Below are 24940 nucleotides of genomic sequence, written 5' to 3' on the forward strand. Positions count from 1 at the left end.
GTTGCCCCGTCGCACACTGTTTTGCAGTGCGATGCACTCGCCGCAAACAACCGGAGAGCGACCATGCAAACCCCGCTGGAAGTCCTGATGAACCAGGGCACAGCGGGGTGTCTGTGACCTCTGGCCGTTATACCTGTGCCACACCCACCCGCCACTGCGCAGGCGGCAGGATCCCATTCACCAGGTAATTGCCCACAATCCGCGACTTGTACACGCGCGGGTTGTGGTTCGCCAGGGTTCGCGCGTTTCGCCACAACCGGTCCAGCGCCTTGTTGCTGGCGGTGGCACTGGCGCCCAGTGCATCGAACAGCGCCGTGGTGGCCGCCAGTGTCGCATCCACCACCGGGTTCACGGCCAGGCACACTTCCAATTCAGCCAGCGCAACCTGCGGATCGTCATCGTGCAACGGTTGGTCATGGGCGATTACATACTGCGCGGTGTGCTCCAGCCGTTGCGCCGCTTGCTGGGCGATGGCTTGCGCAGCGTAGGCCTGGCTGGCGACTTCGCCGATCACTTGCAGCAGTTGCACGTCCTGGCCGGCGGTGTCGGCATTGCCGGTGGTGAAGGTGCGCGCGCGTTGGCGGAGTTCTTCGGCGCCGCTGAGGGCGGCGCGGCGGGCGATGCCGGCGAGGGTACTGAGGTGGTAGAGCTGGAAGAACGATTGACCGTGGCCAAAGCGCTGTTGGGTGAGGCGTACGTCGTCGTCCACCACGGGCGCGTTGTCGAAGATGCAGGTGCCGCTGGCGGTGAGGCGTTGGCCGAAACCGTTCCAGTCATCGACGATCTGCACGCCGGGGGCCTTGAGGTCGACGACCACGCTGTAGATCGTGCCGTCTTCGCCGGTGGCGATGGTGTTGATCAGGTCGCTGTAGAGCGCGCCGGTGGTGTAGAACTTTCTGCCGCTGATGCGCAAGGCGCCAGCTTCGTCACGGTGCAGGCGGGTTTCGAAATCGCCGCGGGTCTGGTTGCCGACTTCGGTGCTGCCGGGGGAGAGCAGGGCGCCCTGGCCGAGCCGGTCTAGCCATTTGGCGCGCCAAACCCGGTCCTTGGCACTGAGCACGTCTTCGCAGAAACCGAAGTGCCCACGCAGGGCTTGGGTGATGTTGGAGTCGGCGGCGGACAGTTCCGTGAGCAACGTCAGCAATTCGACCAGCGTCGCATCCTGGCCGCCGTAACTGGCCGGCAGACGCCAGCGCGGCAAGCCCAAGGCGTTCAGTTGCTGGATCACGGTGGCGAGGCTGCCGCGTGTCTGATCCGCCACCGCCGCCTGCGCGAGAATCTGCGCAAAGAGGGGACGAAACGGCGCGGCCAGTTGTTCGTAGCGGGCGGTGGGCGGTGTGCCCCAGATATTCAAAGTGGGAATCGACATGCAATGGACCTTGCAGAAAATGGTTCAGGTGCTGGGGTCCAGTGGTCTGGTACGGCCACCCTAACTCAGGTGCGGCAAAGTTTTTAATACGAAAAGCAGCTAGCGAGCTGTACGACGGTTCTATCGATAGTGCCTAACAGTATTAAACCCCGCGCTTTTATTGCGTTAGCTTCTACGTCAAACGGCCAGACTGCATACCCACAGATGGTTGAACCAACCCTCCAACCCTGTGGGATTTTCCATGATCAACCGTCGAACACTGCTGTCCTTGCTGGGCCTGGCCTCTCTTGCACTGTCTGGAACGTCGGCCGGAGCCGCCGAGCCGCTGACCCTCACCGTGGGTGATCAGTTTTTCTCCAACCGTATCGTGCTGGAGCTGTCGGGTGAGCTTAAAGACCTGCCGTACAAAATCGATTTCAAACGGTTCAACACCGGCTCGCCGGTGGCCTCGGCCGTGGCCAGCGGCGCGCTGGATGTGGGCATCGTCGGCGACACCCCGGTGATCAGCCTGGCCGCCAATGGTGCGCCGGTCAAAGTGGTCGCCAGCACCCAGACCAGCCTCGACGGTGTGGGTATCGTGGCGCGCAAGGGCATTCACTCGGTGGCTGACCTCAAAGGCAAGACCGTCGCCATCTGGAACGGCTCGTGGAGCCAGCAACTGGCATACAAGGCGCTGGATGAAGCCGGTGTGCCGCGCAGCAGCGTCAACTTCAAATACCTGCTGCCGGCAGAGGCCAGCCTGGCGCTGACCCAGGGCGACATCGACGCCTTCGGCACCTGGGAACCCTACGTGTCGCTGCAGGAAAAAGAAGGCAGCACCCTGATCCGCAACGCCAAGGGCCTGATGAGCGCACCGACCTACATCGTCGCCTACGAGCCGGCCCTGGCGCAGAAAAGCGCGATCATCAAGGACTTCATCGCCCGCCTGACCCGCGCCCGTCAGTGGAGCAACACCCACGTCGATGAGTACGCCGAAGCCTGGTCCAAGGCCAACCAGTCGGCGCCGGAAATCGCCAAGGTGTGGTTCAAGCGCGACGCGATCAAGGTGCTGCCGATCTCGCCGACGATTATCAGCGAGGCCCAGGCCACGGCGGATTTTTTGGTGGATGCGCAGATGTTGAAGCAGCGGTATGACGTGGCGCCGTTGTTTGATCGGGTGCTTTAAACGCGGGGGAAACAAGCCCTCATAGTATCCACCCAATGGTTGTCGGGCCCGGCTACCGGATGTATTTCGTGCGTACGGGTATCACGGCTTACCTGAGTCTGTGGGGGCGCGATAAAACCGACCAGAAAGGGTAGGGGGCAAAGACGCGCTATGAAATGATCCAGAAGCTGATGCTGGCGCCAGGGATTGAGCTGACTGTGCGGCCGATTGCAGGAGCGAGCAAGCCCGCCCCTACAAACCTCTGAATCAGCGCACCAGGCACGGCTGCTTGTTGTTGAAGCGCCACCCCGGAATCAGAAACTGCATCGCCACGCTGTCATCCCGCGCGCCGAGGCCCATGCCTTTGTACACCTCATGGGCCTTGGCGACCGCGTCCATGTCGATCTCCACCCCCAGGCCTGGCTTGTTTGGCACTTTCACGTAGCCGCCTTCGATTTTCAGTGGCGCCTTGGTCAGGTGTTGACCGTCCTGCCAGATCCAGTGGGTGTCGATGGCGGTGATGTCGCCAGGGGCCGCGGCGGCTACCTGGGTGAACATCGCCAGGGAAATATCGAAGTGGTTGTTGGAGTGCGAGCCCCAGGTCAGGCCCCATTCATGGCACATCTGCGCCACGCGTACCGAGCCTTGCAGGGTCCAGAAATGCGGATCGGCGAGGGGGATGTCGACGGATTGCAGTTGGATCGCATGGCCCATTTCACGCCAGTCGGTGGCGATCATGTTGGTGGCGGTCTTGAGGCCCGTGGCGCGGCGGAATTCGGCCATGACTTCGCGGCCCGAGTAGCCGTTCTCGGCGCCGCAAGGGTCTTCTGCGTAGGCGAGTACGTGGTGCTGGTCGCGGCACAGCCGGATGGCTTCTTTCAATGACCAGGCGCCATTCGGGTCGAGCGTGATGCGGGCATCCGGAAAGCGTTCGGCCAGGGCGGTGACGGCTTGGATTTCTTCGTCGCCGCTCAGCACGCCGCCTTTGAGCTTGAAGTCGTTGAAACCATACTTGGCCTTGGCGGCTTCAGCCAGGCGCACCACGGCGTCGGCCGTCAGGGCTGTTTCGTGACGCAGGCGGAACCACTCATCGTCGCTGTCGGCTTCGTTGCGGTAGGCCAGAGGGGTTGCGCTGCGGTCGCCGACATAGAACAGGTAGCCGAGCATTTTTACCGCGTCGCGTTGCTGCCCCTCACCGAGCAAGGCCGCCACCGGGACGTCGAGGAATTGACCCAGCAGGTCGAGCAGCGCGGCTTCCATGGCCGTGACGGCGTGGATGGTGATACGCAGGTCAAAGGTCTGCAAGCCACGACCGGCAGCGTCGCGGGAGGCAAAGGTGCTGCGCATCTGGTTGAGGATGCGCTGGTATTGGCCAATGGGTTGGCCGATCACCAGGCTGCGAGCGTCTTCCAGGGTTTCGCGGATGCGCTCGCCACCGGGCACTTCGCCCACGCCGGTGTTGCCGGAGCTGTCCTTGAGAATCACGATATTGCGTGTGAAGTAGGGGCCGTGGGCGCCGCTGAGGTTGAGCAGCATGCTGTCATGGCCGGCGACGGGGATGACCTGAAAGTGAGTAACGACGGGCGTAGTCATGGCAAGTTCCTGAATAAGCTCAAAGAGGTTTGCTGAGGGCGGCGTTTGTTGGCTCGGCGCTCGGTGAAATCGGAACGGCAGAGGGCGAGGTCTTGGCGAAAAACACCAGGATCGCGGCCAGCAACGAAGTGCCGGCCAGGCCGTAAAGGCCGCCCTGGATCGAGCCGGTGGTCTGTTCCAGGAAGCCGAAGGTGGTGGGGGCGACGAAGCCGCCCAGATTGCCGATGGAGTTGATCAGCGCGATCACCGCGGCGGCAATGCGCACATCCAGGTAACCCTGGGGTATCGGCCAGAACAGCGACGACGCCGACTTGAAACCGATGGCCGCGAAGCAGATCGCCACGAAGGCAAAGATCGGCCCGCCCGTGGTAGACATGAACATGCCCGCTGCCGCAATCAACAGCGCCGCCGCGACCCAAGCCTGCTGGAACTTGAATTTGCCAGACAGCGAGGCGAAGGCATACATGGCGATGATCGAGATCAGCCACGGGATCGAGTTGAAGAAACCGACCTGCACATCCGTGAGGTCACCCATCTTCTTGATGATGCTCGGCAGCCAGAAGGTAGCGGCATAGATCGTCAGTTGGATGCAAAAGTACAGTGCGCAGAACAGCAGGATCTGGCGGTCCTTGAGCAGTTTGCCGAGGGTCGGTTTGACCGTGGTGAGGGCTTCACGGTCGCGCTGCTCCTGGTCGATGGCGTTGACCAGCGCGTCCTGCTCTTCGCGGGTCATCCACTGGGCGTCGTGGGGTTTCGAGTCCAGCCAGAACCACACAAAGAACCCCAGTGCCACCGAGGCCAGGCCTTCAATGGCAAACATCCATTGCCAGCCATGGAAACCAAAGCCTTCGATCTGCAACAGCGCGCCTGAAAGCGGGCCGGAAATCAGCGACGCAACCGCCGAGCCGCTCAAAAAGATTGCAATGGCTTTACCGCGTTCCGCGCCAGGCAGCCAGCGTGTGAAGTAGTAGATCACCCCAGGAAAGAAGCCGGCCTCGGCCACACCCAGCAGGAAGCGCAGGATATAGAAGTGGGTTTCGTTCTGGATGAACGCCATCAGCGTGGCGACGATGCCCCAGGTGAACATGATGCGGGTCAGCCAGAGACGTGCGCCGACCTTTTGCAGCAGTATGTTGGACGGCACTTCGAACAGGGCGTAGCCGATGAAGAACAACCCGGCGCCGAAACCATAGGCGGCCGCGCCGATGCCCAGATCATGCTCCATGTGCGTGCGCACAAAGCCGATGTTGACCCGGTCGATGTAGTTGAGGATGAACATGATCACGAACAGTGGGAGCACATGGCTCTTCACTTTGCTCACGGCGCGCGCGAGGACGGGATCACGGTGTGGAGCGGCAGATGCATGGCTTGAATTGTTCACAATTCAAAACTCCCCCTGATTATTTTTATGCGGGTTTGCGTGTCTTGTTGATAGACATCATACAAGTAGGTTTCTTGCGACCGCAATCCGCTGGGGAGTGTTTTTCTTCTTATAACGCGGTGGGTAGAACAGATATTCCGGTTATTTATAGCGTGTTTATTGGGCGCGGTGCGGGTTCTTGAGCGAGATTTTTACCGGCAAAGAGCGTGAGGAGGGTATCTGTGAGCGTGAACGATAAGTTTGGTTGTCATACAAGTTGTGGGTTTTTTCAATCAACCCACGCTTGGCGCCGGGCTGGGTGTTAAGCTCCCCGCAGCTCAACCCCGTGGACCTGTTGCAATGCCCATCGAAAGTGGAATCCCCCTGCGTAAACGCTCCACCAACCTGGCCCAGGGCGTGGTCGATGTGCTGACCCAGCGCATTCTGCTCGGCCAATTGAAACCCGGCGAAAAGCTGCCTTCGGAATCCACCATCGTGCTTGAGCACGGTGTGAGCCGAACCGTCGTGCGCGAAGCGATCTCCAAATTGCAGGCCTCCGGGCTGGTCGAGACCCGCCACGGCATCGGCACCTTCGTGCTGGCGCAACAGGCCCAGCAGGGCTTGCGCCTGCATGTGGACACGGTGGCCAGCGTGCGCAACATGCTCGAACTGCGCCTGGGCCTAGAGGTGCAAGCCGCCGCGCTGGCGGCATTGCGCCGCACCGACGAACAGCTGGACCACATGCGCCAGGCACTCGATGACTACCAGGCCTCCCTGGCCAACAACGACAGCTGCGTGGAGGAAGACAAACGCTTTCACCAGTTGATCGCCGAGGCCACCGGCAATACCTTCTTCACCGAAATCATGCTGCACCTGGGCAATGCAATGATCCCGCGCACCCAGGTGAAAGGCGATGAACGTGGCGGCGCCGACTTTGCCAAGCTGGGCCAGTTGGCGAACCTGGAACATGAGGCGATCTTCAACGCGATCAAACGCCAGGACCCGGACGCTGCCCGCGCGGCCATGGTGTTGCACCTGACGAACAGCCGGGATCGTTTTTCGGGGGAGCAGGGCCGTTGAACGAACACACTTTGTCCAAACGCCTGGAGCGCGTCGCCGCCAACGTACCGGCTGGCGCGCGCCTGGCCGATATTGGCTCCGATCACGGTTATTTGCCGGTGGCGTTGATGCGTCGCGGCCTGATCACGGCAGCCGTGGCGGGGGAGGTCGCGACCACGCCCTTTCATGCGGCGCAACGTAGCGTGCGCGACAACGGCCTGGAGCAACAGATCACGGTGCGCCTGGCCGATGGCTTGGCGGCCATCGAACCTCATGACGGTATCACCGCGATCAGCCTCTGCGGCATGGGCGGCGAGACGATTCGCGACATCCTCGAAAGCGGCAAGCAGCACCTGAGCGGCCAGGAACGCCTGATCCTGCAACCCAACGGCGGCGAGCAACCGCTGCGCCAATGGCTGATGGATAACGGTTATACGATCCTCAGTGAAGAGCTGCTGTTGGAGAACCGTTTCTACTACGAAATCATCGTCGCCGAGCGCGCTGGGCCAGTGGCTTACACTGCTGAACAGCTGTACTTCGGGCCGCTGCAAATGCAGGCCCGCAGCCCGGCGTTCATCGCCAAGTGGCAACGCATGTTGCGCCAGAAGCACAAGACCCTGTCCAGCTTCGAGCGCGCTCGGCAGGCGGTGTCGCAAGAGAAGCGACAAGAGATTGTCCAACAGGCCAGATGGATTGCCGCGTTACTGGCCTGATACCCCCTTCATTCAAACCTGATGACCTAGGACACCGACAATGGCCGACGCCACCGACCTCACTTTCTACGACCGCGCCGACGCGCACATCGAACTGTCGAACCAGCAGCTGCAGGCTCACGAAAACCTCGGCCAGGTCAGCGCCTCGATGATGTTCGGCACCACGCGCTTCAATGCCTGGGCCAGTGCGCGCAACTTCAAGTCCGGCGCGGAAATGGCCGATGCACGGGAGGCGATGTTGAAGTACTTCTGTGACCAGTACCGGATGATGCTTGAGGATAATCTGGATGATCACATCAATAATTTCGACCGGTACAAGGTGATGCAATAGGTCCTTTAAGCGCCTTTAGGGGGCGAAGTCCGAAGGGGCCTGTGCGGTGGGCTGTTCGGTGATAGGGGACGGACCTGGCGGGTTAGCGATGGGGCTGATCAAATGGGTGTACTCCTCGATGATTCGGTTGATCGCCTCCGGTGGCTCGCACGCCTTGAACTCGATACGAATCTGCACCTCATCGGGATCGCGTTCCTGACCCTCACGCTTGGTGGCGCCAAAGGTCACGAAAAACTTCTCGCTGTGGAGGTCGCCGTTCTCCAGGTCGTGGCTGGCTTTTTGCACCTCAGTGCTGTGCATTTTTACCGACAGGTCTACATCCATCTTGTGCAGCGCCAAACCCTTCGGCGCGACCAGTGCGATCAGCGGTACGCTGATGGTATGTCCCTCGGTCAGCGAAATCTCCACCATCTTGGCTTTCATTGGCGTGCCCAGGTCCTCAGCGTTGTAGTCGAAGAACTGGTCGAACAGCGCAATGTATTGATGGGCGATCAAGTTATGCGTGGCCGCTGCGGCCTGCTGCAACCCGCGGGTGATGTGGCTCAAGTCGCTGGCCGACATGGGTTCCTTGGGGCGCGAAAAAAATGCCATGGTGAGCTCCTTTCAAGTCGAGTGGGTTGCCCCGCCCAGAGGGACGGGGCGGGGTGGGACTATTTGGTTTTTTCCGCAGGCTTGGCGTCAGGCAGTGGAAGCACCCCTGCTTTTGGCAGCTCAGTCGGGCTGGTTGGAGTGGCGCTCGGCAGAGTGACCGGCTTGGTGGCGGCATCGGTGAGGAAATCGATGACGCGCATCAAGGCTTCCGGTGGGTCTTGGCGAACGATTTTGGTCTTGATTTCGTAGCGTGCGCGGGTATCTGTCTTACGTGTCTGGGATGACTTGTGGCTGGCGGCACCTTTGACCGAAACGCTGAAAGGACCCCAGCCCATCTTGGCGTCGAAGCTGCCGGAAACATCATTGGAGCTGGTGTCCTCGGCCATTTGGGTGATGGTCAGCTCAAACTCGATGCTGCCTTCTTCGATGGTGATGTTGGGGTGGCTGATCGCAGCCAGCAGCGGAATGCGCATGGTCTTGCTGACCGTGCCTTTGTAGATGCCCTGCTCATCGACGAGGGTTTCGTCATAGTCGAACTGTACCGAAACGGCCTTGCCGTCCTGGATACACACGCCCATGAGAAAGTCCGCATACGCTTTACTGGCAGCGACTTGGGCCTGGATCATTGCCATCAGCGGTCCGGTAATCATCTTGTCCAGTGGGAGTGCGGCGATCACGCCTCCAATGAGACCTTTATCAATATCTGGCATTTTTAATTTCCTTATCTTGAGTGCGCGAAAGTGCGCAACTTCAATTTATCCATGTGGCACTTTGTGATTCAGTAGGAAGTAATTACCGATGAATGCAAATGTCTTGGCGGCGAATATTGGCGATTTGCCGCAGGCTCAGTCCGTACTTCTCGGCTAATACACTTCGTGAAATGCCATCGGAAATACCCATCTGGATATTCTGATTACGGATCTGCCGAAAAAAATGGTCGGACTTGGGTATCTCCAAAGAAATACCTGCGAAGTCATTGATTAAGGCCCGTAAGGCTTCCGGCGATAAAATCAGCGCCAGCGAAGTACGTTGTGCGTGTTTGGGGATGTACTTGGGGCGACCGCCATATACGCAGGTCAGGCGGAACGCATTTTCCATACCGATACAGGCGACCAGCACCTGAAGGGAGTGGGGGAGTTGTCGAACATCGATGTGTTCCAGGTCTTTCGGTTCCATCGGCCTAACCTCCTTGTGATGTGAGCTGGTCAGAGCTTAGGAAGTAATGCGTGCGGATAATCAGTAGGAAACTTTACCTATGAAGATGGGGAAGTTTTACCTTCTGAAGAGGGGGAGGCGTGGGTGATGGACTGCAGTTTCCTAAACCCAAGAGGAAACTCACCATGCCCAACAATTCGATAGATATGGCTTTCATCGCTCAGCTCGAAGGCGGTAGCGCCACACGTGGTTACGTGCCTGACCCGGAAAACAGCCGTAGCGGCGTCACCATCGGCACCGGCTTTGACCTGGGCCAGCAAAAGGACCTGACTATGCTGCCCAAGGATCTCAGTGACCGGCTTTTACCCTACCTGGGGTTGATCGGTGCGGAAGCCGTCGCACGCCTCGAACGCCTGCCGCTGAATGTCAGTGCGGAGGATGCGCGCAGGATTGACGAGGCCTACAAGGCACCCTTCATCGAGCGCCTGGCCAGTGATTACAGCAAAGCTGCCGGACGCCCATTTGATGCATTACCGGCGCCGATGCAAACCGTGATCGCCTCGGTTGCCTTCCAATATGGCAACCTTGCCAGCCGAACACCGAAGTTCTGGGCGCAAGTTGTGGCGGCGGACTGGAACGCAGCCGAGAGCAACTTGAGGAATTTCGGCGATCGTTATTCCACACGACGTTGCAAGGAAGCCGCTTTGTTGGCGAGTGCTTTGTAACGCTCTAGGGACAGCCACCCGAGCGAACCTTGGGTGGCTGTTTGCATCAAGGGCAGGGTTTGGCGAGCAACAGGCTCACCGATCGCATCGCGTGGGCATCTTCAACATCGGCGCCTTCGTGCAGAGTGCGCCAGTCCACATCAACGCACAGTGCCGTGACGGCCACGTTGTTGAATAAACCTACTTTGTCTGCAAAGTCATAGCGGTAGGTGGCGCGGGTTGACGCGAAGGGTGTAACGGTCGTTGCCTTATTCAAAACGGTGGACACAAGGTCGGGTACTTGTGCCATGGGTGCAGTGAAGTACGTGGGAGTGTTTTTGTTGAAAAAACCGTGTTCACGCGTGGCTCTCCATAATTGCTGCCACTGAAAATGACTCGCATGGGCGTTTAGTGTGACGGCATACTCTTTTAGCGTTTGAGGTTCAACATCGGCAGTACTGAGCGCGTGCGCCGGCGCCGCCAACATGTATAGCGCTGCCAGTGAGGCGCCCATCAATAATCGACGTTCCATGTTCAACTCCTGATAGTGGGGGATGAAAAAGCCTGTCCGAAAACAGGCTTTTTCCGATTGCCGCAGCCCTGGATCAATAGGTGTCTTCCACCAGATACTCCCAGCTGTCGGCATTGTTAATGACGGCATTCAGGTTCCCGTCATGTTGCTGTGCCTGCTGAACCAGGCGCAGGCAGGCGTCGCGTCCATCAGCATTGTCGTCAGTGTTCAGCACATCGCGGAAATGGCTGGTTTCGTGGATAAGCGTACCGGCGCGGGAGTCATTGCCATACGTCGGGGCCTCGAAGAAGGGGCGGGCGACTGTGATGACGTGCGCCGGGCCTTGAAGGTTGACGTTTACTTTGGCGAACCAGTCAGCCTGCGGGTCTGTGTCATAAAAAACCTGGTTTTGATGAATGTTGCTCAACGCTGTACGAATCAGCCCCAGGCGTCGCGCCAATTCCTGCAGATTCTGAGGATGGGCGACGCCCATCCAAACCCGGGCGACAGTGGCATTACCGGCATTGAGTTGGTCGATGGTGTAGTTGAGTGAACGCAGTGCCGCCCAGCGTGCTGCGCGGAAGGTTCGGTTTTCAGAACTGGTCAATGGACGTACGGGCATGATGAATCTCCAGTGGTGTTAGGAGATTTCAGTGTGAGCGTGGAGAAAAGCGCTAATCAGCAGGAAGTAATTCCGCTGTTCCTACGGACTGCGCCAATAGTTACAGCGGCGTCTTCAGCACTGAGTGCTTTTGCCCCATTTTCGAGCACGGCACTTGCACGCTAAACGCGCGAGGCCGCCTGTCTCCAGCCCCACTACCCACGGCCCGTATCTTGCTTGAGCCAAGCTAATCAATGACATGGCATTTTGCCGTTAGTCATTTCAAGGCTTCACCCCGCGGTGCACCGCGTGGGTCGTTTTTGGGGAGTGGTCGGACATGCACAGCCTTTTATCACCCGGTATCCGCCTGCTGGGGCGTTTCGGCTTTGCGCGCAAGTTCCAGATCCTGTTCTTCCTGTTCATGCTGCCCCTGGCGGGTAGCCTGTGGATGATCGGTTCGGACTATCGCGACAAATTGACCGTGATTTCCAGCGAGCAGTCCGGGGTTCGGCAACTGCTGGCCCTGGATGCGCTCGATGGTCAACTGACGGCCCAACGCAACCTCGCCGCGCGCTGGAAAGCGGCAGACATCCTGCACGCGCCCACCCCGGCGGCGAAGGCGGCGATGGACAAGGTCGACGCCAATTTCCCGGTGATCCTGCAAAGCCTGCAAGCCCTGGGCGATTCGCTCAAAGCCCAGAACGCCAGTGCGGACATCCAGGCCCGCTTTGACGCGTTGCAGGCCACGGTCAAGGGCATGGACTCCCAATCCCTGCGTACCGTGGGCTGGTGGCCGGATGGCTACGACCGTTTCACCTCGGCCCTGACCGCGATGCAAATCTTGCGCGAGCAGATCACCCTGGATGCCGGGCTGATCCTCGACCCATGGCTGGAAACCTACCTGCTGATGCAGATTTCCACCCAGTACACCCCCGACCTGATCGAGCGCATCGGCCGCATGGCCAGTGTCGGTCAGGCGTCCATTGCTTCGGGTCAATTCACCTTGCAGAGCCGTTTGCAGATGCGCGATTTGCGCAGTCGCATTGGCGATGCGCGGGACCAATTGGTCAAGGCGGCGGCCTCACTCAAGGCCAAGCAATATGCGGGTATTGAACCCTGGACGGCGCAGTACGACAACAGCCTGCAACGCCTGGACAGCGAACTCAAAGTGCTCGACGACGGCGTGTTCGGCGGCACCATCAAACTCGACACGGCGGCCTTCGACACCAGTGTCGACGGCATGCTCGACAGCCTGGGCGCGCTGCGCAACCAGTCTCTCGCCTCGCTGGATGCGCGCCTGGGCCACTACCGTGACCGTTCGTTGCAGAAATTCGTGCCGGTGGCAGCAACGTTCAGCCTGCTGGCCTTGGCCGCGTTGTACCTGTTCATGTGCCTGCAAGCCTCGATCCGCCGCAGCGCCAGCGGCATCACCACCCTGGCCGAATCCCTGCGGGACGGCAACCTGTGTGTCGAAGTGGCGGTGGAAGGGCGCGATGAACTCGCGGCCATCAGCACCGCGCTCAACGTGGCGGTGGTGCAACTGCGCACCAGCCTGTTGGGAGTCAATCACGAGACGCAGCAGCTGGGTTCGGCAGTGCTGACCCTCAACGCCCAATCGGGCAACACCCTCACCGAAGTCGAAGACCAGCAACAACAAATCAGCCAGATTGCCACCGCCGCCACCCAACTGGCCGCGACGTCTTTGGGCGTCGCTAGAAGCTGTGAGCACGCTTCGGACAGCGCCCAACAGACCCGGCGCATTGCCGAAGACAGCAGCCGCGACAGCCAGCGCACCACAGCCAGCATCCAGCAACTCAACGTGCGCCTGACCGACACCGCCGATGCGCTGGAGCAGGTCAGCCAGCAGGGGCAGCAGATTCAATCGGTGGTCGACACCATCCGTGGCATCGCCGAACAGACCAACCTGCTGGCGCTCAACGCCGCCATCGAGGCCGCCCGTGCTGGTGAACAGGGGCGCGGATTTGCCGTGGTCGCCGATGAAGTGCGCAGCCTGTCGCAACGTACCCAGGCCTCCACGGCGCAGATCGCCGGCACTGTCGACAGCCTGCGCGCCACGGTCAGCCAGGCAGTCGCCCTGATGGGCGCGGCGTGTGAGCAAGCGCTGACGGATGCGCAATCCGTCACCGGGCTGGGTACCCGTTTGGGCGAGATTGCCGGCGCGGTGCAGCACGTCACCGACACCCTGGCACAGATCGCCACCGCGGTTGAGGAGCAAGCCGCCACGGCGGATGAAGTGAGCGGCAATATCCAGCAAGTGGACCAGGCGGCAGGGCGTTTACTGGACGGTGCGCGGGCAGTGAACCAGGCGGCTGACACCCTGAGCAAAGGCAGCCAGGCGCTGAGCGACAACACCGCGCGATTTCGTCTGAGCTGACCAGGATTTTGTGAAGGGCAAGCGTGTTGTGGTGAGCGGGGCAAGCCCGCTCACCACATTGTCCCGATCCTCATGGCAGGAACCTTCGGTCGCTCCAGGGCTCACTTACTAAGTCGCCCCGTTTCGTCGCCGAAAGGACTCCGCATGACTTCAGCCCCGCCAACGACTCTCCCGCACGGCCCCGTCACCCGCGAGCTGAGCTTGCGCGCGGTCATCACCGGCAGTGTCCTCGGCATCCTCCTTACGCCTTCCAATGTGTATGCCGGGTTGAAGATCGGCTGGTCGTTCAACATGTCGATCATCGCGCTACTGATCGGCTACGCCATCTTTCAGGGAGTGGCCAAGCGTTCCACCGAGCACCTGCCTTGGACCTTGCACGAAAGCAACATCAACCAGACCGTCGCGTCGGCCGCGGCGTCAATCATTTCCGGTGGGTTGGTGGCGCCGATTCCAGCCTATACCTTGTTGACCGGCAACCAGTTGGACGCCGTCCCGATGATCGCCTGGGTGTTCTCGGTGAGTTTCCTGGGCATCTGGATCGCCTGGTATCTACGGCCCTCGCTGCTGAATGACAAGGCGCTGAAATTCCCCGAAGGCATGGCCACCTTGGAAACCCTGTTGCACATCTATAACCACGGCCGCGAAGCCGCGACGCGCTTGAAGGTGTTGCTTAGCGCCGCGTTGCTCTCCGGGCTGGTCAAGTGGGTGGACACCTTTATGTGGGCCTTCCCGCGCTGGTCGCCCAGCGCTCAGTTGGAGCGCCTGACCTTCACCGCCGACCCTTCGCTGCTGCTGGTGGGCTTCGGCGGCATTATCGGCATTCGCGTGGGCCTGACTCTGCTGCTCGGTGCTTTGCTCGCCTGGGGCGGCTTGGGCCCCTGGTTGTTGGCGCAACACCTGGTCACGTTGCCTGCGGACAGCAGCGGCCCGCAGTTCGCTGCGCTGGTGGAGTGGTTGCTGTGGCCGGGCGTGAGCTTGATGGTGTGTTCCACCTTGGCGTCGCTGGCGATTCGTTTGTGGGCGTTGTACCGGTCAACGCACTCCAGCGGTGGATCGACTTGGACAGTGCCCAAGCCAGGTCCGGCTGCCGGTTTTGCGTTGGCGATTGTGCTGGTGGTGAGCCTGCAGGCGCTGCTGTTCGGTATCAACCTGGGCATGGCGTTGCTCACTATTCCCTTGGCGATCTGCCTCGCCGCCGTCGCCGCGCGCGTGGTGGGCGCCACCGGTATTCCGCCCATCGGTGCCATCGGGCAACTGTCCCAGCTGAGCTTCGGCATCGTCGCGCCGGGGCAGGTGCCGATCAACCTGATGAGCGCCAACACGGCCGGCGGCGCGGCCGGGCAATGCACGGACTTGATGAATGATTTCAAGGTGGGCAAGGCCATTGGCGCCACGCCGCACAAGCAAGTGATCGCGCAAATCCTGGGGATCTTCATCGGCAGCATTGTCGGCGTATTCGCCTACCTGGCCTTGATCCCTGATCCGCAATCCATGCTGCTCACCGAAGAATGGCCGGCACCGGCGGTCGCCACCTGGAAAGCCGTGGCGCAAACCCTCACCCATGGACTCGATTCTCTGTCCACCAGCATCCGCTGGGCGATTGTCATTGGCGGCTTGGTTGGCGTGGTGCTGGGTGTGCTGGACAGCACGTTGCCTGCCCATCGTGCCCGCTTCCTTCCGAGTGCCGCCGCCCTTGGCCTGGCCTTCGTATTGCCGGCCTCGGTCTCGCTGATGATGGCCCTGGGCGCGATACTGACCTGGCTGGTGAGCTGCCGCTGGCCGAGCCTCACCGAGCGCTTTGCGATCACCGCTGCCGCCGGTTTGATTGCGGGGGAGAGCATCACCGGGGTAGGGGCATCACTGTGGTCGATGGTGAGCTGAAGCGTGGCTCGGCAAAGGCCGAGCCTGCCATCACGGCCTCAGGCGATCTTCACGTTCATGGTGATCTTCGCGGTAAACACCTTCACCTCACCCTCATCGAAAATATCCACCGGCACGATCTTGTCTCCAGCGGTTGACCAATCAATGCCGCTGCCATCCGCTACGGCGCGGATGTTTGACTTGGCCTTCGCCAGATACTCTACGGTCATGCCCTTGGGAATCCATTTGGCACCTGACGGGATCGACACGTCCGTCATCGTCCCACCCGCCAATTCCGCTGCGTTGCACAGCGCAATGGCATGCACGGAGGCCAGGTGATTGGTGATTTCCTTGCGAAACGGCACGTTGACCACGGCATGCCCAGGGCGCAGTTCGGCGATTTCCGGGTTGATGGTGCTGAAGTAGGGCGCCACTTGGCAGGCCATTTGGCTGAACGCTGCCGGGCCTACACTGTTGAACATGCTGAGAAACTGGCTCATGGATTATCCTCGCAATGGGTTAACAGAATAATATTCTGTAACGGAACAATATTCTGTAGATTGCGCGAGTGTCAAGCCATGCCTTCTCTGCAGGCGGCTGTACCTTTAGACTCCGCACATTTGGCGAGCCACTTCATGCACGCACCTGATCTGATCGAGCGCACCTTCCCGAGCCGGCGCAGCGACCTCAAGCGCAGCATCCTGCGCGAGGCCCTGGCCAGCTTTAACGAAGTCGGTATTGAAGCGACGAATATCGAAACCATCCGCGCGCGGTGCGAGACCAGTGTGGGCGCCATCTACCATCATTTCGGCAACAAGGAAGGTATCGTCGCCGCGCTGTTTTTTGCCGCGCTGGACGATCAGGCCGCACTGCGAGAACAACACCTCAAGCAGGCACAAACCGCTCAGGCGGGGGTGGAAGCGCTGGTACGCAGTTATGTGGAGTGGGTGGATGCGCAACCCGAGTGGGCGCGCTTTATGTTCCAGAGCCGCTTCGCCGTGGCCAACGGCCCGCTCAAGGACGAACTGCTCACCCGCAACAAGCAGCGCAATGCGCAATTGACCGAGTGGATGAGCGGCGAAGGCCGCCGTGAGGCGTTCAGCCATATTCCGGCTGAATTGTTGCTGTCGCTGATCATCGGCTCGGCGGAAAGCTACGCCCGTGCGTGGTTATCCGGCCGGGTCAAGCACAGCCCGAATCACTACGCGCAATTGCTGGCGCAGGCGGCGTGGGCCTCGATCAGTCAAACGCCTCCAGAATAAACGCCTCCAGCGTCGCCTCTTCCAGGATCTCCATGGAGAAATGCCCAAAGCGTTTGGGCAGCCAGATAATGCGCCCTCCGGAAGGGGACTGCAGATGCTCACGGGCCAGAGGCACGCCGTTCTCGTTCTCAGGCTGCACACCCGCGGCGATCAGATGGTCATAAGCGATCTCGATGTCCGGCGTGGTGTAGCAATGGCGATAAATCATGCCTTCGCCGTGAGCATCCAACAGTTCGCGCAGGTTCCCGGCGATCGGCTGGACCAGCATGAAGCGTTCCTGCCCCATCAGCACCACGGCATAGCGCACATGCAGGCCGCCGCGTTCCCACACCAAGGTCTTGGAGAGGCGTGCATTGAGGATGCGTGCGTAATAGGCACAGGCTTCCTCAAGGTTTTCGACGAGTATGTCGACGTGGCTGAATTTCAGATCCATGGTGTGTCTCCTTCCGAACCGATCCCCATGGTAACCACGGCGTCCGTCACGCAGAAAATAATTTGTCGGCACTCGCGGAGGCTGGCGTAGTCTGTTTCCAAGACACCCCTCTCGCCCCGCGGAGCACTCAATGATTATCGTCCACCACCTCAACAACTCACGCTCGCAACGCATCCTGTGGCTGCTCGAAGAACTCGGCCTGCCCTACGAGATCAAGCGCTACCAGCGCGACCCGAAAACCAACCTCGCACCACCGGAACTCAAGGCGATCAACCCGCTGGGTAAATCCCCGGTGATCGAAGACGGCGACCGGGTGCTGATCGAATCCGCCGCCATCATCGACTACCTGATCCGCCGCCACGGCCAGGGCCGCCTGCAGCCGGACCCGGCCAGCGCCACCTACGACCAATACGTGCAATGGCTGCATTTTGCCGAAGGTTCGGCCATGTTGCCGCTGATGCTCAACCTCTACGTCGGCCGCCTGGGCGAGGCTGGCGCGCCGTTGCATCCGCGTATCGAATCGGAAGTGGCCAACTACCTCGGTTACCTGAACGACGTGCTCGCGGATAAAAGCTACCTGCTCGGCGATGAGCTGAGTGGCGCGGATATCCAGATGAGCTTTATCGGTGAAATCGCCAAGGCCCAGGGCAAGTTGCAGGCTTATCCGAACCTGGCGGCGTGGGTGCAGAAATTCCAGGCGCGACCTGCGTATCGCAAGGCAGTGGAGCAGGGCGGGGAGTATGCGTTTGCCAAATAAAGGCCCCGGCGTGACGTTTTAAAGCAGCAGCGGGGCTCCGTTCATTTCTCGTCGCAGTGTTTACAACTGTTAACGAATTGAACGGGGCAATCGCTATAGGCTTGGCGGTGTCCAAACCGGAGTCGTACGCCATGAACCTGCGAGCCATCGCCGCCACGTTGTTTGCCTTTGCCCTGTTGCTGCCGTCACCGGCCGAGGCCGGCACGCCTATCACCCACGTCGCCATTTACCGGGGGCCGGCGGGCTGTGACGACTGTTCCGAAAACGTGGCAAAAGCCCTGCAACGCCTCAACCCTGACTACCACATTGATTTTGTGGGCGCGGATGAGTCGATCGACATCACGCCGCAAACCCTGGCGCGCTATGACCTTTACGTGCAACCCGGCGGCGGCCAGGACATCCCCGGCGCCCTGCGCAGCCTGGGAGAGGCGCGCAGCGAGGCCATCCGTAGTTATGTTGCCAACGGTGGGCGCTACCTGGGGTTGTGCATGGGCGCCTACCTGGCGGATGACAGCAACCTCGGTTTGATCCCGCAGGACCTCGACGGAGAAGCCGGTCGTCCCGGTTTTGAAGTGCCTGGCATTGCCGATGCCGCCGTTCAGGTCACCTGGGCGGGCAAGGTTGACCACGTCTTCTTCCAGGACGGCCCGTACTTTCCCAAAGGGTCACACACCACCATCGCGACCTACCGCAACGGTGATGTGGCGGCCGCGCGGTACACCTATGAGAAAGGCGTGGTGGTGCTAAGTGGCCCGCATCCCGAGGCCGGGCAAGCGTGGTTCGAGAATGCTGATATTCCGTTGAGCAAGATGCCTGAAGGGGATCTTTTCGGCTCGCTGATCCGCAGCTTTTGAGACCCACCTATTCCTTTGCAGTGGTCAGACCAACCTGCGTCAGCGCACCACGTCCAGCGTCTGGATTTCATTCACATAGTGGGTCTGGCTCGATGTCGACTCCAGCGTCAGCGCGACGCCCAGGTCCTCGATAAACGCGCGCGACGATGAATACCCGTCCTGCTCGCAGGCCAACCGGATCGCATCGCCCGTCAGCGACGCAAACACCTGGCGCGCCGGGAAGCGCTCGCCCACCTTGCAGGTCAAGGTGGTTTCGGTCGGTTTGTCGGTGGGCTTGACCGGTACATTGGCCATCTGCAGATGGGCACTCAAGGTCTGGCCCGGCGCCCAGCTCGTCGGTAGTTTCACCTCGGCCTCGCGGGTCTGCAGCACCTGGCCGTCGCCCACACCGTTCATTTTCGATTTCAGCTGGATCAGGTCCGCCAGCATCAAACGGTCCACATTGAAGGCGCTGCCGTAGGCTTCATTTTTCACCAGCAAACCGCCCTCGGCCTTGAACCTGATCGTGATCGGTGCGTCCTTGCCCGCGCCATTCTTTGACAGATAGGTGTAGCTCAACGTCTTGAACTTGGGCTGCAACAGCGGCGTGTCGAGGCCCTGGAGCACGTTGGGCGGCACCGGCACATCGGCGAGGTTAGTGTCGGCCACGGTGCGCGGGTAATCCACCGGCGCAATGTCCGGCCGCAACAGCGCCAGCAACCCGGCATTCACGCCGCCCTGCACCGAACAGCTCACACGGGAATGCTTGCCCTCCGGCTCCACGATCAGCACCCGTTCCACATTGCGCAGCCCCGGCGCCTTGCCCGGCATGGGTTTGATCGCCTGCCAACTGTTGCCCACCTTCAACTCGCTGCGCGTGTATTGCCCCTCGCCTTTTTGCAGCGCCCCCGGTTGGTCCAGCAATGCCGCGAAGCGCTGGGCGACGTCATCAAGACTGCCGTCCACCGTGAAACCCCAGAAATAATACAGGCCCAACGGGCCAAGATCGCTGACCTCGTCGTTGTAGGACAGCAGCTTCAACCCCGCAATGGCTGGCGCGCTCACCGGCACCGCAGTGGCCTTGGGGTCGGTGCGATCGCGCACCGCGATCCAGGCGAAGTCCTTTTCCTGCTTGAGCGGTGCATAGGCCTGCCAGGCGTCACGGTGGGTGTTCAGACGGCTGAAGAACGTCTCGTCACAGCGGGTGAAGGCCTTGAGCGTGTCGACCAACGCAGCGTCGTCGGCCTGGGCAATCGAAGGCGACAGCAGGGCAGATGCGAGCAGGGCAGCGGAAAACGGCAACTTCATGGGAAAGGACTTCCTTATCGGCGGGCGAGAAACAGGGCGAGGCATTATCCAGCAGTTGGGCGCCAGGCTCTAGTTGGCTGAGCGCGTCAGGCGCAAACGCCAATTGCCGCCGTGCTGAGCATGGCAGGCTTCTTCAGAATCAACGTGAACACAACGCGCCAAATGTACAGGCGGGATCTCGGCGTCGTGCAGCGCGGTGGCGGTCAGCTCGCGGAGACGTGCATCCAGCCCCGTGGCCACGGCATGCGCCTGGTTGGCGCGGGTGTCGAAGACCCAAGTGATGCGCAGACTGTGGGGGAAGTCGGCGTAGTTGACGGTGTGGGTCAGCCATTCAAACCCTGGGATTTCGGCTTTGGCGGTTTCGCAAGCGTCGGTCAGGGTGGCGACAAGGCGACGTTCGATGCGGGCGCTGTCGCGTTTTGATGAAGTCACAGAAAGCTCCGAAAGAAGGCAGGCACCGCAGATTAACAGGGTGCAGGTGACGGCTAGGGCTGAATTCTTAGCGCACTGATGATAAACCCATGCAGGCTATTGACCGCCTTCGACCCGCGAGACGCCCGGCTGCGTAGAATCGACACCTCCATCGGCTCGATATTCCCCAAACCGTGCTCGCTGCCCAAGACCTGAAGTGACGGCTGCACCGTGCACTGAGTAATCGCGGCAATCGCGAGCCCGCCCTCAACCGCAGCCACTTGGCCGGCGAGGCTGGAGCTGTTGTACACCACCTTGAACTGACGCCCCTGCTGGGCCAGTGAATTCACCGCATACCGGCGAGCCAGGCTGGCGCTTTCGTAGACGGCGATAGGCACCGGGTCCCGGCGCCACAGTTCGAACTGAGGCGAGCCTACCCACACCATCGGTTCCTTGAACAGAAAGGTGCCACTGTGCGGCGAGTCCCTGGACACCAGCGCCAGATCAAGGTCACCACTGCGCACGCGTGGGATCAGTGCGGTGGACTGTTCACAGGTCAGTTCGATGTCCACACCGGCGTAACGCGGCGCAAAACGCTTGAGCACCGGCGTGAGGTACTTTGCCGCATAGTCTTCCGCGACCCCGAGACGAATGCGCCCGGTCAAGGCTTCACCATGAAACGCCGCCTGGGTTTCGGCGTGCAAGGCGAGCATGCGACGGGCAAAGCCCAGCAATGTCTGGCCGTCATCGGTCAACTGCAGGTGCCTCGGGCCTCGGTTCAACAAAGGCCGTCCCAGCGCGGCCTCCAGTTTCTTCATTTGCATGCTGACGGCGGACTGCGAACGGTTGACCTCATGGGCCGCGCCCGACAGCGAACCGGCGTCCACCACCGCCACAAAGCACTTGAGCCAATCGATCTGCAAATCACTGGAAGGCATGCGGTTTACCTCTATTCGTTTATCGAATGGCTGTGTAGTGAATTATGCGCTTTTCATGATAGCCGTTCGCTCGCAGGATACGGGCTTGAATCCACCGTTGCCGGACCTGATCATGCCCTTCGAGACCTGGTTGCTCTACCTGTTCACCTGCTGTGGCATAGCGGTAGTGCCTGGCCCCAATGCGTTGTTGGCGCTGACCCATGGCGCGATCCATGGCAGCCGTAAAACCCTGTTCACTATCAGCGGAGGCGTGCTCGGCTTTGCCTTTGTGCTCATGCTGTGCGCACTGGGCCTGGGCGCGTTGATCCAGGCCTCCGCCACCTGGTTTACCGCCTTGAAAGTGGCTGGTGGACTGTACCTGATCTGGTTGGGTTTCGGGTTGTGGCGATCCGCCCCGGTCAGCCTGGACGCGGCCGGCGCCCCGACGCTGAGCAGTGGGTCGCTGTTTCGTCAGGGACTGGTTTCGGCCATTTCAAACCCCAAGGCTTTGCTGCTGTTTACCGCGTTTATTCCACCTTTCCTGGACCCGCACAGAAGCCTCATCGCGCAGACGGCCACCATTGCACTGACTTACGCTGTCGTCGAGTTTGTCGTTGAATACACAGTGGCCAGCGCCGCACACCGGGTTCGACCTTGGCTGGCGCGTAGCGGGCGACGGTTCAATAAAGTCTGCGGTGGGTTCTTTGTGGTGTTTGGGTTGGCGCTGCCCATTCACAGCTGAGGGCAAGGCTTCCCTTTGTTTCTTCTCAATCACCGGCGACAACGCGCCCGACGCCAGCTCATTCAGGATAAACGCCTTGGCCGGCGGTCAATTGCATCACGCGTTTCACCAGGTGTTCTTCATCGCTGACGATGACGCTGGCGTTGCCGTAGGTGCAGTCACGGCGGCGTGGGTAGAGGCTCAAACCACGTCAGGCGCGGCGATGTTGCAATATTGCCCTTTGAAATACAGCAACGGCTGCGTCGCTTCCGCCTCTTGCAGGTTCAGTGCTTTCACTTCGCCAATCACGATCAGGTGATCTCCGGCGGCGTGTTCGGCGTGAATGTCGCAGTCCAGCCAATGCAGGCTGCCGGCGATGATCGGGTTGCCCAGCGGCGATGCCTGCCAGTCGACGTCGTGCCACTTGTCGGTGCCGCGCCGCGCGAACTGGTTGGAGATCCTGACCTGCGCGCCCGAGAGGATATTGACGGCGAATCGACCGGCCTGACGGATTTTGGGGTAGCTGGCGGAACTGGCCATGACGCTGAATGACACCAGCGGTGGGTTCATCGACACGCTGTAGAACGACTGGCAGGTGAAGCCAATCGGCTCGCCATCGATGTGCGATGTAATCACCGTGATGCCGGAGGCGTAGTGCCCGAGCGCTTCGCGAAAACTCAAGGGCTCGATGGCCGCACGGGGACGTGACAGGGTGGGCATCAGTTCGACAGTTCTCGGCGGATGATTTCAGCGCCTGCACTCAACGCATTCAGCTTGCCGCGTGCCACACGGCGGGGCAGGGGGGCCATGCCGCAGTTGGTGCACGGGTAAAGCTTGTCGGCATCCACGAACTGCAGGGCTTTGCGCAGGGTATTGGCGACTTCTTCCGGTGTTTCAATGGCGTGGTTGGCCACGTCAATGGCACCGACCATCACCTTTTTACCGCGAATGAGTTCGATGAGTTCCATGGGCACATGGGAGTTATGGCATTCCAGCGAGACGATATCGATACTGGATTGCTGCAGCTTGGGAAACGCCTCTTCATATTGCCGCCACTCGGAGCCCAGCGTCTTTTTCCAATCGGTATTGGCTTTGATGCCGTAGCCGTAGCAGATGTGCACCGCGGTTTCACATTTAAGGCCCTCGATGGCCCTTTCCAGGGTGGCAACGCCCCAATCATTCACCTCATCGAAGAAGACGTTAAAGGCCGGCTCGTCAAACTGGATGATGTCCACACCTGCCGCCTCCAGTTCGTGGGCTTCTTCATTGAGGATCTTGGCAAATTCCCAGGCCAGTTTTTCGCGACTTTTATAGTGGTTGTCATACAGCGTATCGATCATCGTCATGGGGCCTGGCAGCGCCCACTTTATCGGTTGATGGGTTTGCTGGCGCAGGAACTTGGCGTCCTCGACAAACACCGGCTTTTGACGCGTGACAGCACCCACCACCGTCGGGACGCTCGCATCATAACGGTCACGGATTCTGACGGTTTCACGCTTCTCGAAATCAACGCCGCTGAGGTGCTCGATAAAGGTGGTGACGAAGTGTTGGCGCGTTTGTTCACCATCACTGACGATATCAATGCCGGCGTTTTGTTGTTCTTGCAGGGACAAGCGCAACGCATCTTGCTTGCCCTCGAGCAAGGCCTCGTCTTGCAGTTTCCAGGGCGACCAAAGTGTCTCGGGTTGTGCAAGCCAGGACGGTTTAGGCAAGCTGCCGGCCGTTGAAGTAGGTAATAACTTTTTCATTCGGGGTGACCTTGTCTTTTAAATGAGTCAACGCGCGCCGTGGGCAGACCACTGCTCCAGCACCGACTGGTAGGGCTTGATGAAGTTTTCCTCAACAAATTTGCCCTGTTCAATGGCCAATCGGCTGCGTTCTTCGCGGTCATACACAATCCGCGTTAATGAATAATCTTGGTGTTGCAGGCTGGGCTGGTAAGATTTACCGGCTGCAGAGTTAGCGTTGTAGATCTCCGGGCGGTAAATCTTCTGGAAGGTGTCCATAGTGCTGATCGTGCTGATCAGCTCAAGCGTGGTGTAGTCGCTGAGCACATCGCCAGCAAAGTAAAAAGCCAAGGGCGCCACGCTATTGGCAGGCATGAAATAGCGCACTTTCAGCCCCATCTTCTTGAAGTATTCATCCGTCAGGGAGTATTCATCTTGCAGGTATTCGACGCCCAGTACAGGGTGCAGGTTTTCAGTGCGATGATAGGTCTTGGCACTCGACACACTCAGGCAGATGACGGGCGGCTTGTTAAAGTGTTCTTTATAAGTGCTCGAGTTGACGAAGCTCTTGAATAACTTTCCGTGCAGCTCCCCAAAGTCAGCGGGTGTGCTGAAGTGGGGCTGGTCCTTGTTGTGCTCCAGCAAGCGCACGCTGAAGTCATAGTCGCGCACGTAAGAGGAGAAGTTATTACCGACAATGCCTGGCAGGCGCTCGTTGGTTTTTCGATCGACAATATGGGTTTTCAATATTTCAATCAACGGAATGGCATGGCCGCTAAGTTGATCATCGATGTCCATTTCAACGGAAATGATGTCAAGTTCGACAGAATAACGATCGCCTTTTGGGTTATCCCAGTGGGCCAAGGCGTTGAAACGGTTGTCAATCATCCTTAACGTATTGCGCAAGTTTTCTTGACGACTCGCGCCCCTCGCCAAATTGGCAAAGTTGGTGGTGATGCGCGTATTTTCGGCGGGGTGGTAGTGTTCGTCGAAACGAATGCTCTTGACCGTAAATGCAAACTCTTTGTTCATAGTGATACCACACCCTTTTTGCCGCGATAGAACCTGAAGGTATTGAGTGTTCAGGTGCTTATTCAGCGGTCTATAACTTGTCTTTAAGTAAGGTGTATTTTAGGCAGGGCTATAACGTGAGTGAAACTGAATTGATTTCACTGAACCTTTAGC

At 59.9% G+C, this 24940-nt stretch carries 28 protein-coding genes and 2 pseudogenes; 13 read left to right on the forward strand and 17 right to left on the reverse strand.

Features of this window, described 5'->3' with window-relative positions; genetic code table 11:
- Positions 1-127 precede the first annotated feature (127 nt).
- Positions 128-1369, reverse strand: a complete 1242-nt coding sequence (locus tag AC4PS7_RS11935) for an acyl-CoA dehydrogenase family protein (protein ID WP_042571813.1) — start codon at positions 1367-1369, stop codon at positions 128-130.
- A gap of 241 nt (positions 1370-1610) precedes the next feature.
- On the opposite strand from AC4PS7_RS11935, the gene AC4PS7_RS11940 reads away from it, so the two are divergent.
- The 3 genes and pseudogenes from AC4PS7_RS11940 to AC4PS7_RS11950 form a co-directional block, all read left to right on the forward strand.
- On the forward strand, positions 1611-2534 hold the full coding sequence (locus AC4PS7_RS11940) for an ABC transporter substrate-binding protein (RefSeq protein WP_042571812.1): 924 nt from the start codon (positions 1611-1613) through the stop codon (positions 2532-2534).
- Positions 2535-2575: 41 nt separating this feature from the next.
- Positions 2576-2668 (forward strand): annotated as a pseudogene (locus tag AC4PS7_RS11945) (type II toxin-antitoxin system RelE/ParE family toxin); the annotation flags it as partial.
- Positions 2669-2779: pseudogene (locus tag AC4PS7_RS11950) on the forward strand (addiction module antidote protein); the annotation flags it as partial. It abuts the pseudogene before it with no gap.
- 1 nt (position 2780) lies between these two features.
- Here AC4PS7_RS11950 and gudD read toward each other — a convergent pair.
- On the reverse strand, positions 2781-4106 hold the full coding sequence (gene gudD, locus AC4PS7_RS11955; protein ID WP_010208977.1) for a glucarate dehydratase: 1326 nt from the start codon (positions 4104-4106) through the stop codon (positions 2781-2783).
- 19 nt (positions 4107-4125) lie between these two features.
- Positions 4126-5487, reverse strand: coding sequence for an MFS transporter (locus AC4PS7_RS11960; protein WP_492179426.1), 1362 nt, complete (start codon positions 5485-5487; stop codon positions 4126-4128).
- 339 nt (positions 5488-5826) lie between these two features.
- On the opposite strand from AC4PS7_RS11960, the gene AC4PS7_RS11965 reads away from it, so the two are divergent.
- The 3 genes from AC4PS7_RS11965 to AC4PS7_RS11975 are packed head-to-tail and all read left to right on the forward strand — an operon-like array spanning position 5827 to position 7569.
- Entirely contained in the window at positions 5827-6546 is a 720-nt protein-coding gene (locus tag AC4PS7_RS11965) for a FadR/GntR family transcriptional regulator (RefSeq protein ID WP_010208984.1), read from the forward strand.
- Positions 6543-7238, forward strand: coding sequence for a tRNA (adenine(22)-N(1))-methyltransferase (locus AC4PS7_RS11970; protein ID WP_042571810.1), 696 nt, complete (start codon positions 6543-6545; stop codon positions 7236-7238). The genes AC4PS7_RS11965 and AC4PS7_RS11970 overlap by 4 nt, the downstream gene beginning before the upstream one ends.
- Before the next feature lie 40 nt (positions 7239-7278).
- On the forward strand, positions 7279-7569 hold the full coding sequence (locus tag AC4PS7_RS11975; RefSeq protein ID WP_010208986.1) for a DUF3144 domain-containing protein: 291 nt from the start codon (positions 7279-7281) through the stop codon (positions 7567-7569).
- 15 nt (positions 7570-7584) lie between these two features.
- On the opposite strand, the gene AC4PS7_RS11980 is transcribed toward AC4PS7_RS11975, so the two are convergent.
- The 3 genes from AC4PS7_RS11980 to AC4PS7_RS11990 form a co-directional block, all read right to left on the reverse strand.
- Complete coding sequence (locus tag AC4PS7_RS11980) at positions 7585-8160, reverse strand: DUF2589 domain-containing protein (RefSeq protein ID WP_010208987.1); 576 nt, start codon at positions 8158-8160, stop codon at positions 7585-7587.
- Positions 8161-8219: 59 nt separating this feature from the next.
- On the reverse strand, positions 8220-8870 hold the full coding sequence (locus AC4PS7_RS11985) for a DUF2589 domain-containing protein (protein WP_010208988.1): 651 nt from the start codon (positions 8868-8870) through the stop codon (positions 8220-8222).
- Positions 8871-8952: 82 nt separating this feature from the next.
- A complete protein-coding gene (locus AC4PS7_RS11990; RefSeq protein WP_010208990.1) occupies positions 8953-9336 on the reverse strand; it encodes a Mor transcription activator family protein in 384 nt (127 codons plus the stop codon).
- A gap of 164 nt (positions 9337-9500) precedes the next feature.
- Here AC4PS7_RS11990 and AC4PS7_RS11995 point away from each other — a divergent pair, with 164 nt between their 5' ends.
- Entirely contained in the window at positions 9501-10040 is a 540-nt protein-coding gene (locus AC4PS7_RS11995) for a pesticin C-terminus-like muramidase (RefSeq protein ID WP_010208992.1), read from the forward strand.
- Between the two features lie 46 nt (positions 10041-10086).
- On the opposite strand, the gene AC4PS7_RS12000 is transcribed toward AC4PS7_RS11995, so the two are convergent.
- Entirely contained in the window at positions 10087-10551 is a 465-nt protein-coding gene (locus AC4PS7_RS12000; RefSeq protein WP_010208993.1) for a hypothetical protein, read from the reverse strand.
- A gap of 73 nt (positions 10552-10624) precedes the next feature.
- Entirely contained in the window at positions 10625-11152 is a 528-nt protein-coding gene (locus AC4PS7_RS12005) for a M35 family metallo-endopeptidase (protein WP_010208994.1), read from the reverse strand.
- A gap of 316 nt (positions 11153-11468) precedes the next feature.
- Between AC4PS7_RS12005 and AC4PS7_RS12010 the strand changes: the two genes are divergently transcribed.
- Both AC4PS7_RS12010 and AC4PS7_RS12015 read left to right on the forward strand, forming a co-directional pair.
- Positions 11469-13526 carry a methyl-accepting chemotaxis protein gene (locus tag AC4PS7_RS12010; protein WP_010208996.1) on the forward strand — a complete coding sequence of 686 codons (2058 nt, stop codon included), beginning with the start codon at positions 11469-11471 and terminating at the stop codon, positions 13524-13526.
- Between the two features lie 144 nt (positions 13527-13670).
- Positions 13671-15407, forward strand: a complete 1737-nt coding sequence (locus tag AC4PS7_RS12015) for an OPT family oligopeptide transporter (RefSeq protein WP_010208998.1) — start codon at positions 13671-13673, stop codon at positions 15405-15407.
- Between the two features lie 38 nt (positions 15408-15445).
- Here AC4PS7_RS12015 and AC4PS7_RS12020 read toward each other — a convergent pair whose 3' ends face one another.
- On the reverse strand, positions 15446-15886 hold the full coding sequence (locus tag AC4PS7_RS12020; RefSeq protein ID WP_010208999.1) for a hotdog fold domain-containing protein: 441 nt from the start codon (positions 15884-15886) through the stop codon (positions 15446-15448).
- A 135-nt stretch (positions 15887-16021) separates the two neighbouring features.
- On the opposite strand from AC4PS7_RS12020, the gene AC4PS7_RS12025 reads away from it, so the two are divergent.
- Positions 16022-16648, forward strand: a complete 627-nt coding sequence (locus AC4PS7_RS12025; protein WP_106119566.1) for a TetR/AcrR family transcriptional regulator — start codon at positions 16022-16024, stop codon at positions 16646-16648.
- Here the strand turns inward: AC4PS7_RS12025 and AC4PS7_RS12030 are convergent.
- The gene (locus AC4PS7_RS12030) at positions 16626-17081 is read right to left on the reverse strand and encodes a VOC family protein (RefSeq protein ID WP_106119567.1); all 456 of its coding nucleotides are present in this window, start codon (positions 17079-17081) and stop codon (positions 16626-16628) included. The genes AC4PS7_RS12025 and AC4PS7_RS12030 overlap by 23 nt on opposite strands.
- A gap of 130 nt (positions 17082-17211) precedes the next feature.
- On the opposite strand from AC4PS7_RS12030, the gene AC4PS7_RS12035 reads away from it, so the two are divergent.
- Positions 17212-17838 (forward strand): glutathione S-transferase family protein, encoded by a 627-nt coding sequence (locus tag AC4PS7_RS12035; protein ID WP_010209008.1) that lies wholly within the window; start codon positions 17212-17214, stop codon positions 17836-17838.
- Between the two features lie 131 nt (positions 17839-17969).
- Positions 17970-18692: a BPL-N domain-containing protein gene (locus AC4PS7_RS12040; protein WP_106119568.1), complete on the forward strand. Its 723-nt coding sequence runs from the start codon at positions 17970-17972 to the stop codon at positions 18690-18692.
- 39 nt (positions 18693-18731) lie between these two features.
- Here the strand turns inward: AC4PS7_RS12040 and AC4PS7_RS12045 are convergent, their stop codons facing one another.
- The 3 genes from AC4PS7_RS12045 to AC4PS7_RS12055 all read right to left on the reverse strand — a co-directional run bounded on the left by AC4PS7_RS12045 (position 18732) and on the right by AC4PS7_RS12055 (position 21328).
- Positions 18732-19979 (reverse strand): hypothetical protein, encoded by a 1248-nt coding sequence (locus AC4PS7_RS12045; protein WP_106119569.1) that lies wholly within the window; start codon positions 19977-19979, stop codon positions 18732-18734.
- Positions 19980-20048: 69 nt separating this feature from the next.
- Positions 20049-20411, reverse strand: a complete 363-nt coding sequence (locus AC4PS7_RS12050; protein ID WP_021490749.1) for a hypothetical protein — start codon at positions 20409-20411, stop codon at positions 20049-20051.
- A gap of 53 nt (positions 20412-20464) precedes the next feature.
- Positions 20465-21328 (reverse strand): LysR family transcriptional regulator, encoded by an 864-nt coding sequence (locus AC4PS7_RS12055; protein WP_010209013.1) that lies wholly within the window; start codon positions 21326-21328, stop codon positions 20465-20467.
- Between the two features lie 112 nt (positions 21329-21440).
- On the opposite strand from AC4PS7_RS12055, the gene AC4PS7_RS12060 reads away from it, so the two are divergent.
- Positions 21441-22049, forward strand: coding sequence for a LysE family translocator (locus tag AC4PS7_RS12060; RefSeq protein WP_029529083.1), 609 nt, complete (start codon positions 21441-21443; stop codon positions 22047-22049).
- Between the two features lie 58 nt (positions 22050-22107).
- On the opposite strand, the gene AC4PS7_RS12065 is transcribed toward AC4PS7_RS12060, so the two are convergent.
- From AC4PS7_RS12065 to AC4PS7_RS12080, 4 genes are read right to left on the reverse strand one after another with little or no spacing between them, the layout of a single operon-like run.
- Complete coding sequence (locus AC4PS7_RS12065) at positions 22108-22233, reverse strand: hypothetical protein (protein WP_010209019.1); 126 nt, start codon at positions 22231-22233, stop codon at positions 22108-22110.
- Positions 22230-22748 (reverse strand): flavin reductase family protein, encoded by a 519-nt coding sequence (locus AC4PS7_RS12070; protein WP_010209020.1) that lies wholly within the window; start codon positions 22746-22748, stop codon positions 22230-22232. Before AC4PS7_RS12070 ends, AC4PS7_RS12065 begins: the two co-directional genes overlap by 4 nt.
- The gene (locus AC4PS7_RS12075) at positions 22748-23776 is read right to left on the reverse strand and encodes a methionine synthase (protein ID WP_021490748.1); all 1029 of its coding nucleotides are present in this window, start codon (positions 23774-23776) and stop codon (positions 22748-22750) included. The genes AC4PS7_RS12070 and AC4PS7_RS12075 overlap by 1 nt, the downstream gene beginning before the upstream one ends.
- A gap of 27 nt (positions 23777-23803) precedes the next feature.
- Positions 23804-24787, reverse strand: coding sequence for a DUF1852 domain-containing protein (locus tag AC4PS7_RS12080; RefSeq protein ID WP_021490747.1), 984 nt, complete (start codon positions 24785-24787; stop codon positions 23804-23806).
- Positions 24788-24940: the final 153 nt, after the last annotated feature.

The sequence above is a fragment of the Pseudomonas sp. DW-iso3 genome (assembly GCF_058725305.1).

Excerpts from the sequence above, each read along its gene's own strand:
- AC4PS7_RS11935 (WP_042571813.1), bottom strand. The coding sequence starts at position 1,369 with ATGTCGATTCCCACTTTGAATATCTGGGGCACACCGCCCACCGCCCGC.
- AC4PS7_RS11940 (WP_042571812.1), top strand. The coding sequence starts at position 1,611 with ATGATCAACCGTCGAACACTGCTGTCCTTGCTGGGCCTGGCCTCTCTT.
- gudD (WP_010208977.1), bottom strand. The coding sequence starts at position 4,106 with ATGACTACGCCCGTCGTTACTCACTTTCAGGTCATCCCCGTCGCCGGC.
- AC4PS7_RS11965 (WP_010208984.1), top strand. The coding sequence starts at position 5,827 with ATGCCCATCGAAAGTGGAATCCCCCTGCGTAAACGCTCCACCAACCTG.
- AC4PS7_RS11975 (WP_010208986.1), top strand. The coding sequence starts at position 7,279 with ATGGCCGACGCCACCGACCTCACTTTCTACGACCGCGCCGACGCGCAC.
- AC4PS7_RS11980 (WP_010208987.1), bottom strand. The coding sequence starts at position 8,160 with ATGGCATTTTTTTCGCGCCCCAAGGAACCCATGTCGGCCAGCGACTTG.
- AC4PS7_RS11985 (WP_010208988.1), bottom strand. The coding sequence starts at position 8,870 with ATGCCAGATATTGATAAAGGTCTCATTGGAGGCGTGATCGCCGCACTC.
- AC4PS7_RS11990 (WP_010208990.1), bottom strand. The coding sequence starts at position 9,336 with ATGGAACCGAAAGACCTGGAACACATCGATGTTCGACAACTCCCCCAC.
- AC4PS7_RS11995 (WP_010208992.1), top strand. The coding sequence starts at position 9,501 with ATGCCCAACAATTCGATAGATATGGCTTTCATCGCTCAGCTCGAAGGC.
- AC4PS7_RS12000 (WP_010208993.1), bottom strand. The coding sequence starts at position 10,551 with ATGGAACGTCGATTATTGATGGGCGCCTCACTGGCAGCGCTATACATG.
- AC4PS7_RS12005 (WP_010208994.1), bottom strand. The coding sequence starts at position 11,152 with ATGCCCGTACGTCCATTGACCAGTTCTGAAAACCGAACCTTCCGCGCA.
- AC4PS7_RS12010 (WP_010208996.1), top strand. The coding sequence starts at position 11,469 with ATGCACAGCCTTTTATCACCCGGTATCCGCCTGCTGGGGCGTTTCGGC.
- AC4PS7_RS12015 (WP_010208998.1), top strand. The coding sequence starts at position 13,671 with ATGACTTCAGCCCCGCCAACGACTCTCCCGCACGGCCCCGTCACCCGC.
- AC4PS7_RS12020 (WP_010208999.1), bottom strand. The coding sequence starts at position 15,886 with ATGAGCCAGTTTCTCAGCATGTTCAACAGTGTAGGCCCGGCAGCGTTC.
- AC4PS7_RS12025 (WP_106119566.1), top strand. The coding sequence starts at position 16,022 with ATGCACGCACCTGATCTGATCGAGCGCACCTTCCCGAGCCGGCGCAGC.
- AC4PS7_RS12030 (WP_106119567.1), bottom strand. The coding sequence starts at position 17,081 with ATGGATCTGAAATTCAGCCACGTCGACATACTCGTCGAAAACCTTGAG.
- AC4PS7_RS12035 (WP_010209008.1), top strand. The coding sequence starts at position 17,212 with ATGATTATCGTCCACCACCTCAACAACTCACGCTCGCAACGCATCCTG.
- AC4PS7_RS12040 (WP_106119568.1), top strand. The coding sequence starts at position 17,970 with ATGAACCTGCGAGCCATCGCCGCCACGTTGTTTGCCTTTGCCCTGTTG.
- AC4PS7_RS12045 (WP_106119569.1), bottom strand. The coding sequence starts at position 19,979 with ATGAAGTTGCCGTTTTCCGCTGCCCTGCTCGCATCTGCCCTGCTGTCG.
- AC4PS7_RS12055 (WP_010209013.1), bottom strand. The coding sequence starts at position 21,328 with ATGCCTTCCAGTGATTTGCAGATCGATTGGCTCAAGTGCTTTGTGGCG.
- AC4PS7_RS12060 (WP_029529083.1), top strand. The coding sequence starts at position 21,441 with ATGCCCTTCGAGACCTGGTTGCTCTACCTGTTCACCTGCTGTGGCATA.
- AC4PS7_RS12070 (WP_010209020.1), bottom strand. The coding sequence starts at position 22,748 with ATGCCCACCCTGTCACGTCCCCGTGCGGCCATCGAGCCCTTGAGTTTT.
- AC4PS7_RS12075 (WP_021490748.1), bottom strand. The coding sequence starts at position 23,776 with ATGAAAAAGTTATTACCTACTTCAACGGCCGGCAGCTTGCCTAAACCG.
- AC4PS7_RS12080 (WP_021490747.1), bottom strand. The coding sequence starts at position 24,787 with ATGAACAAAGAGTTTGCATTTACGGTCAAGAGCATTCGTTTCGACGAA.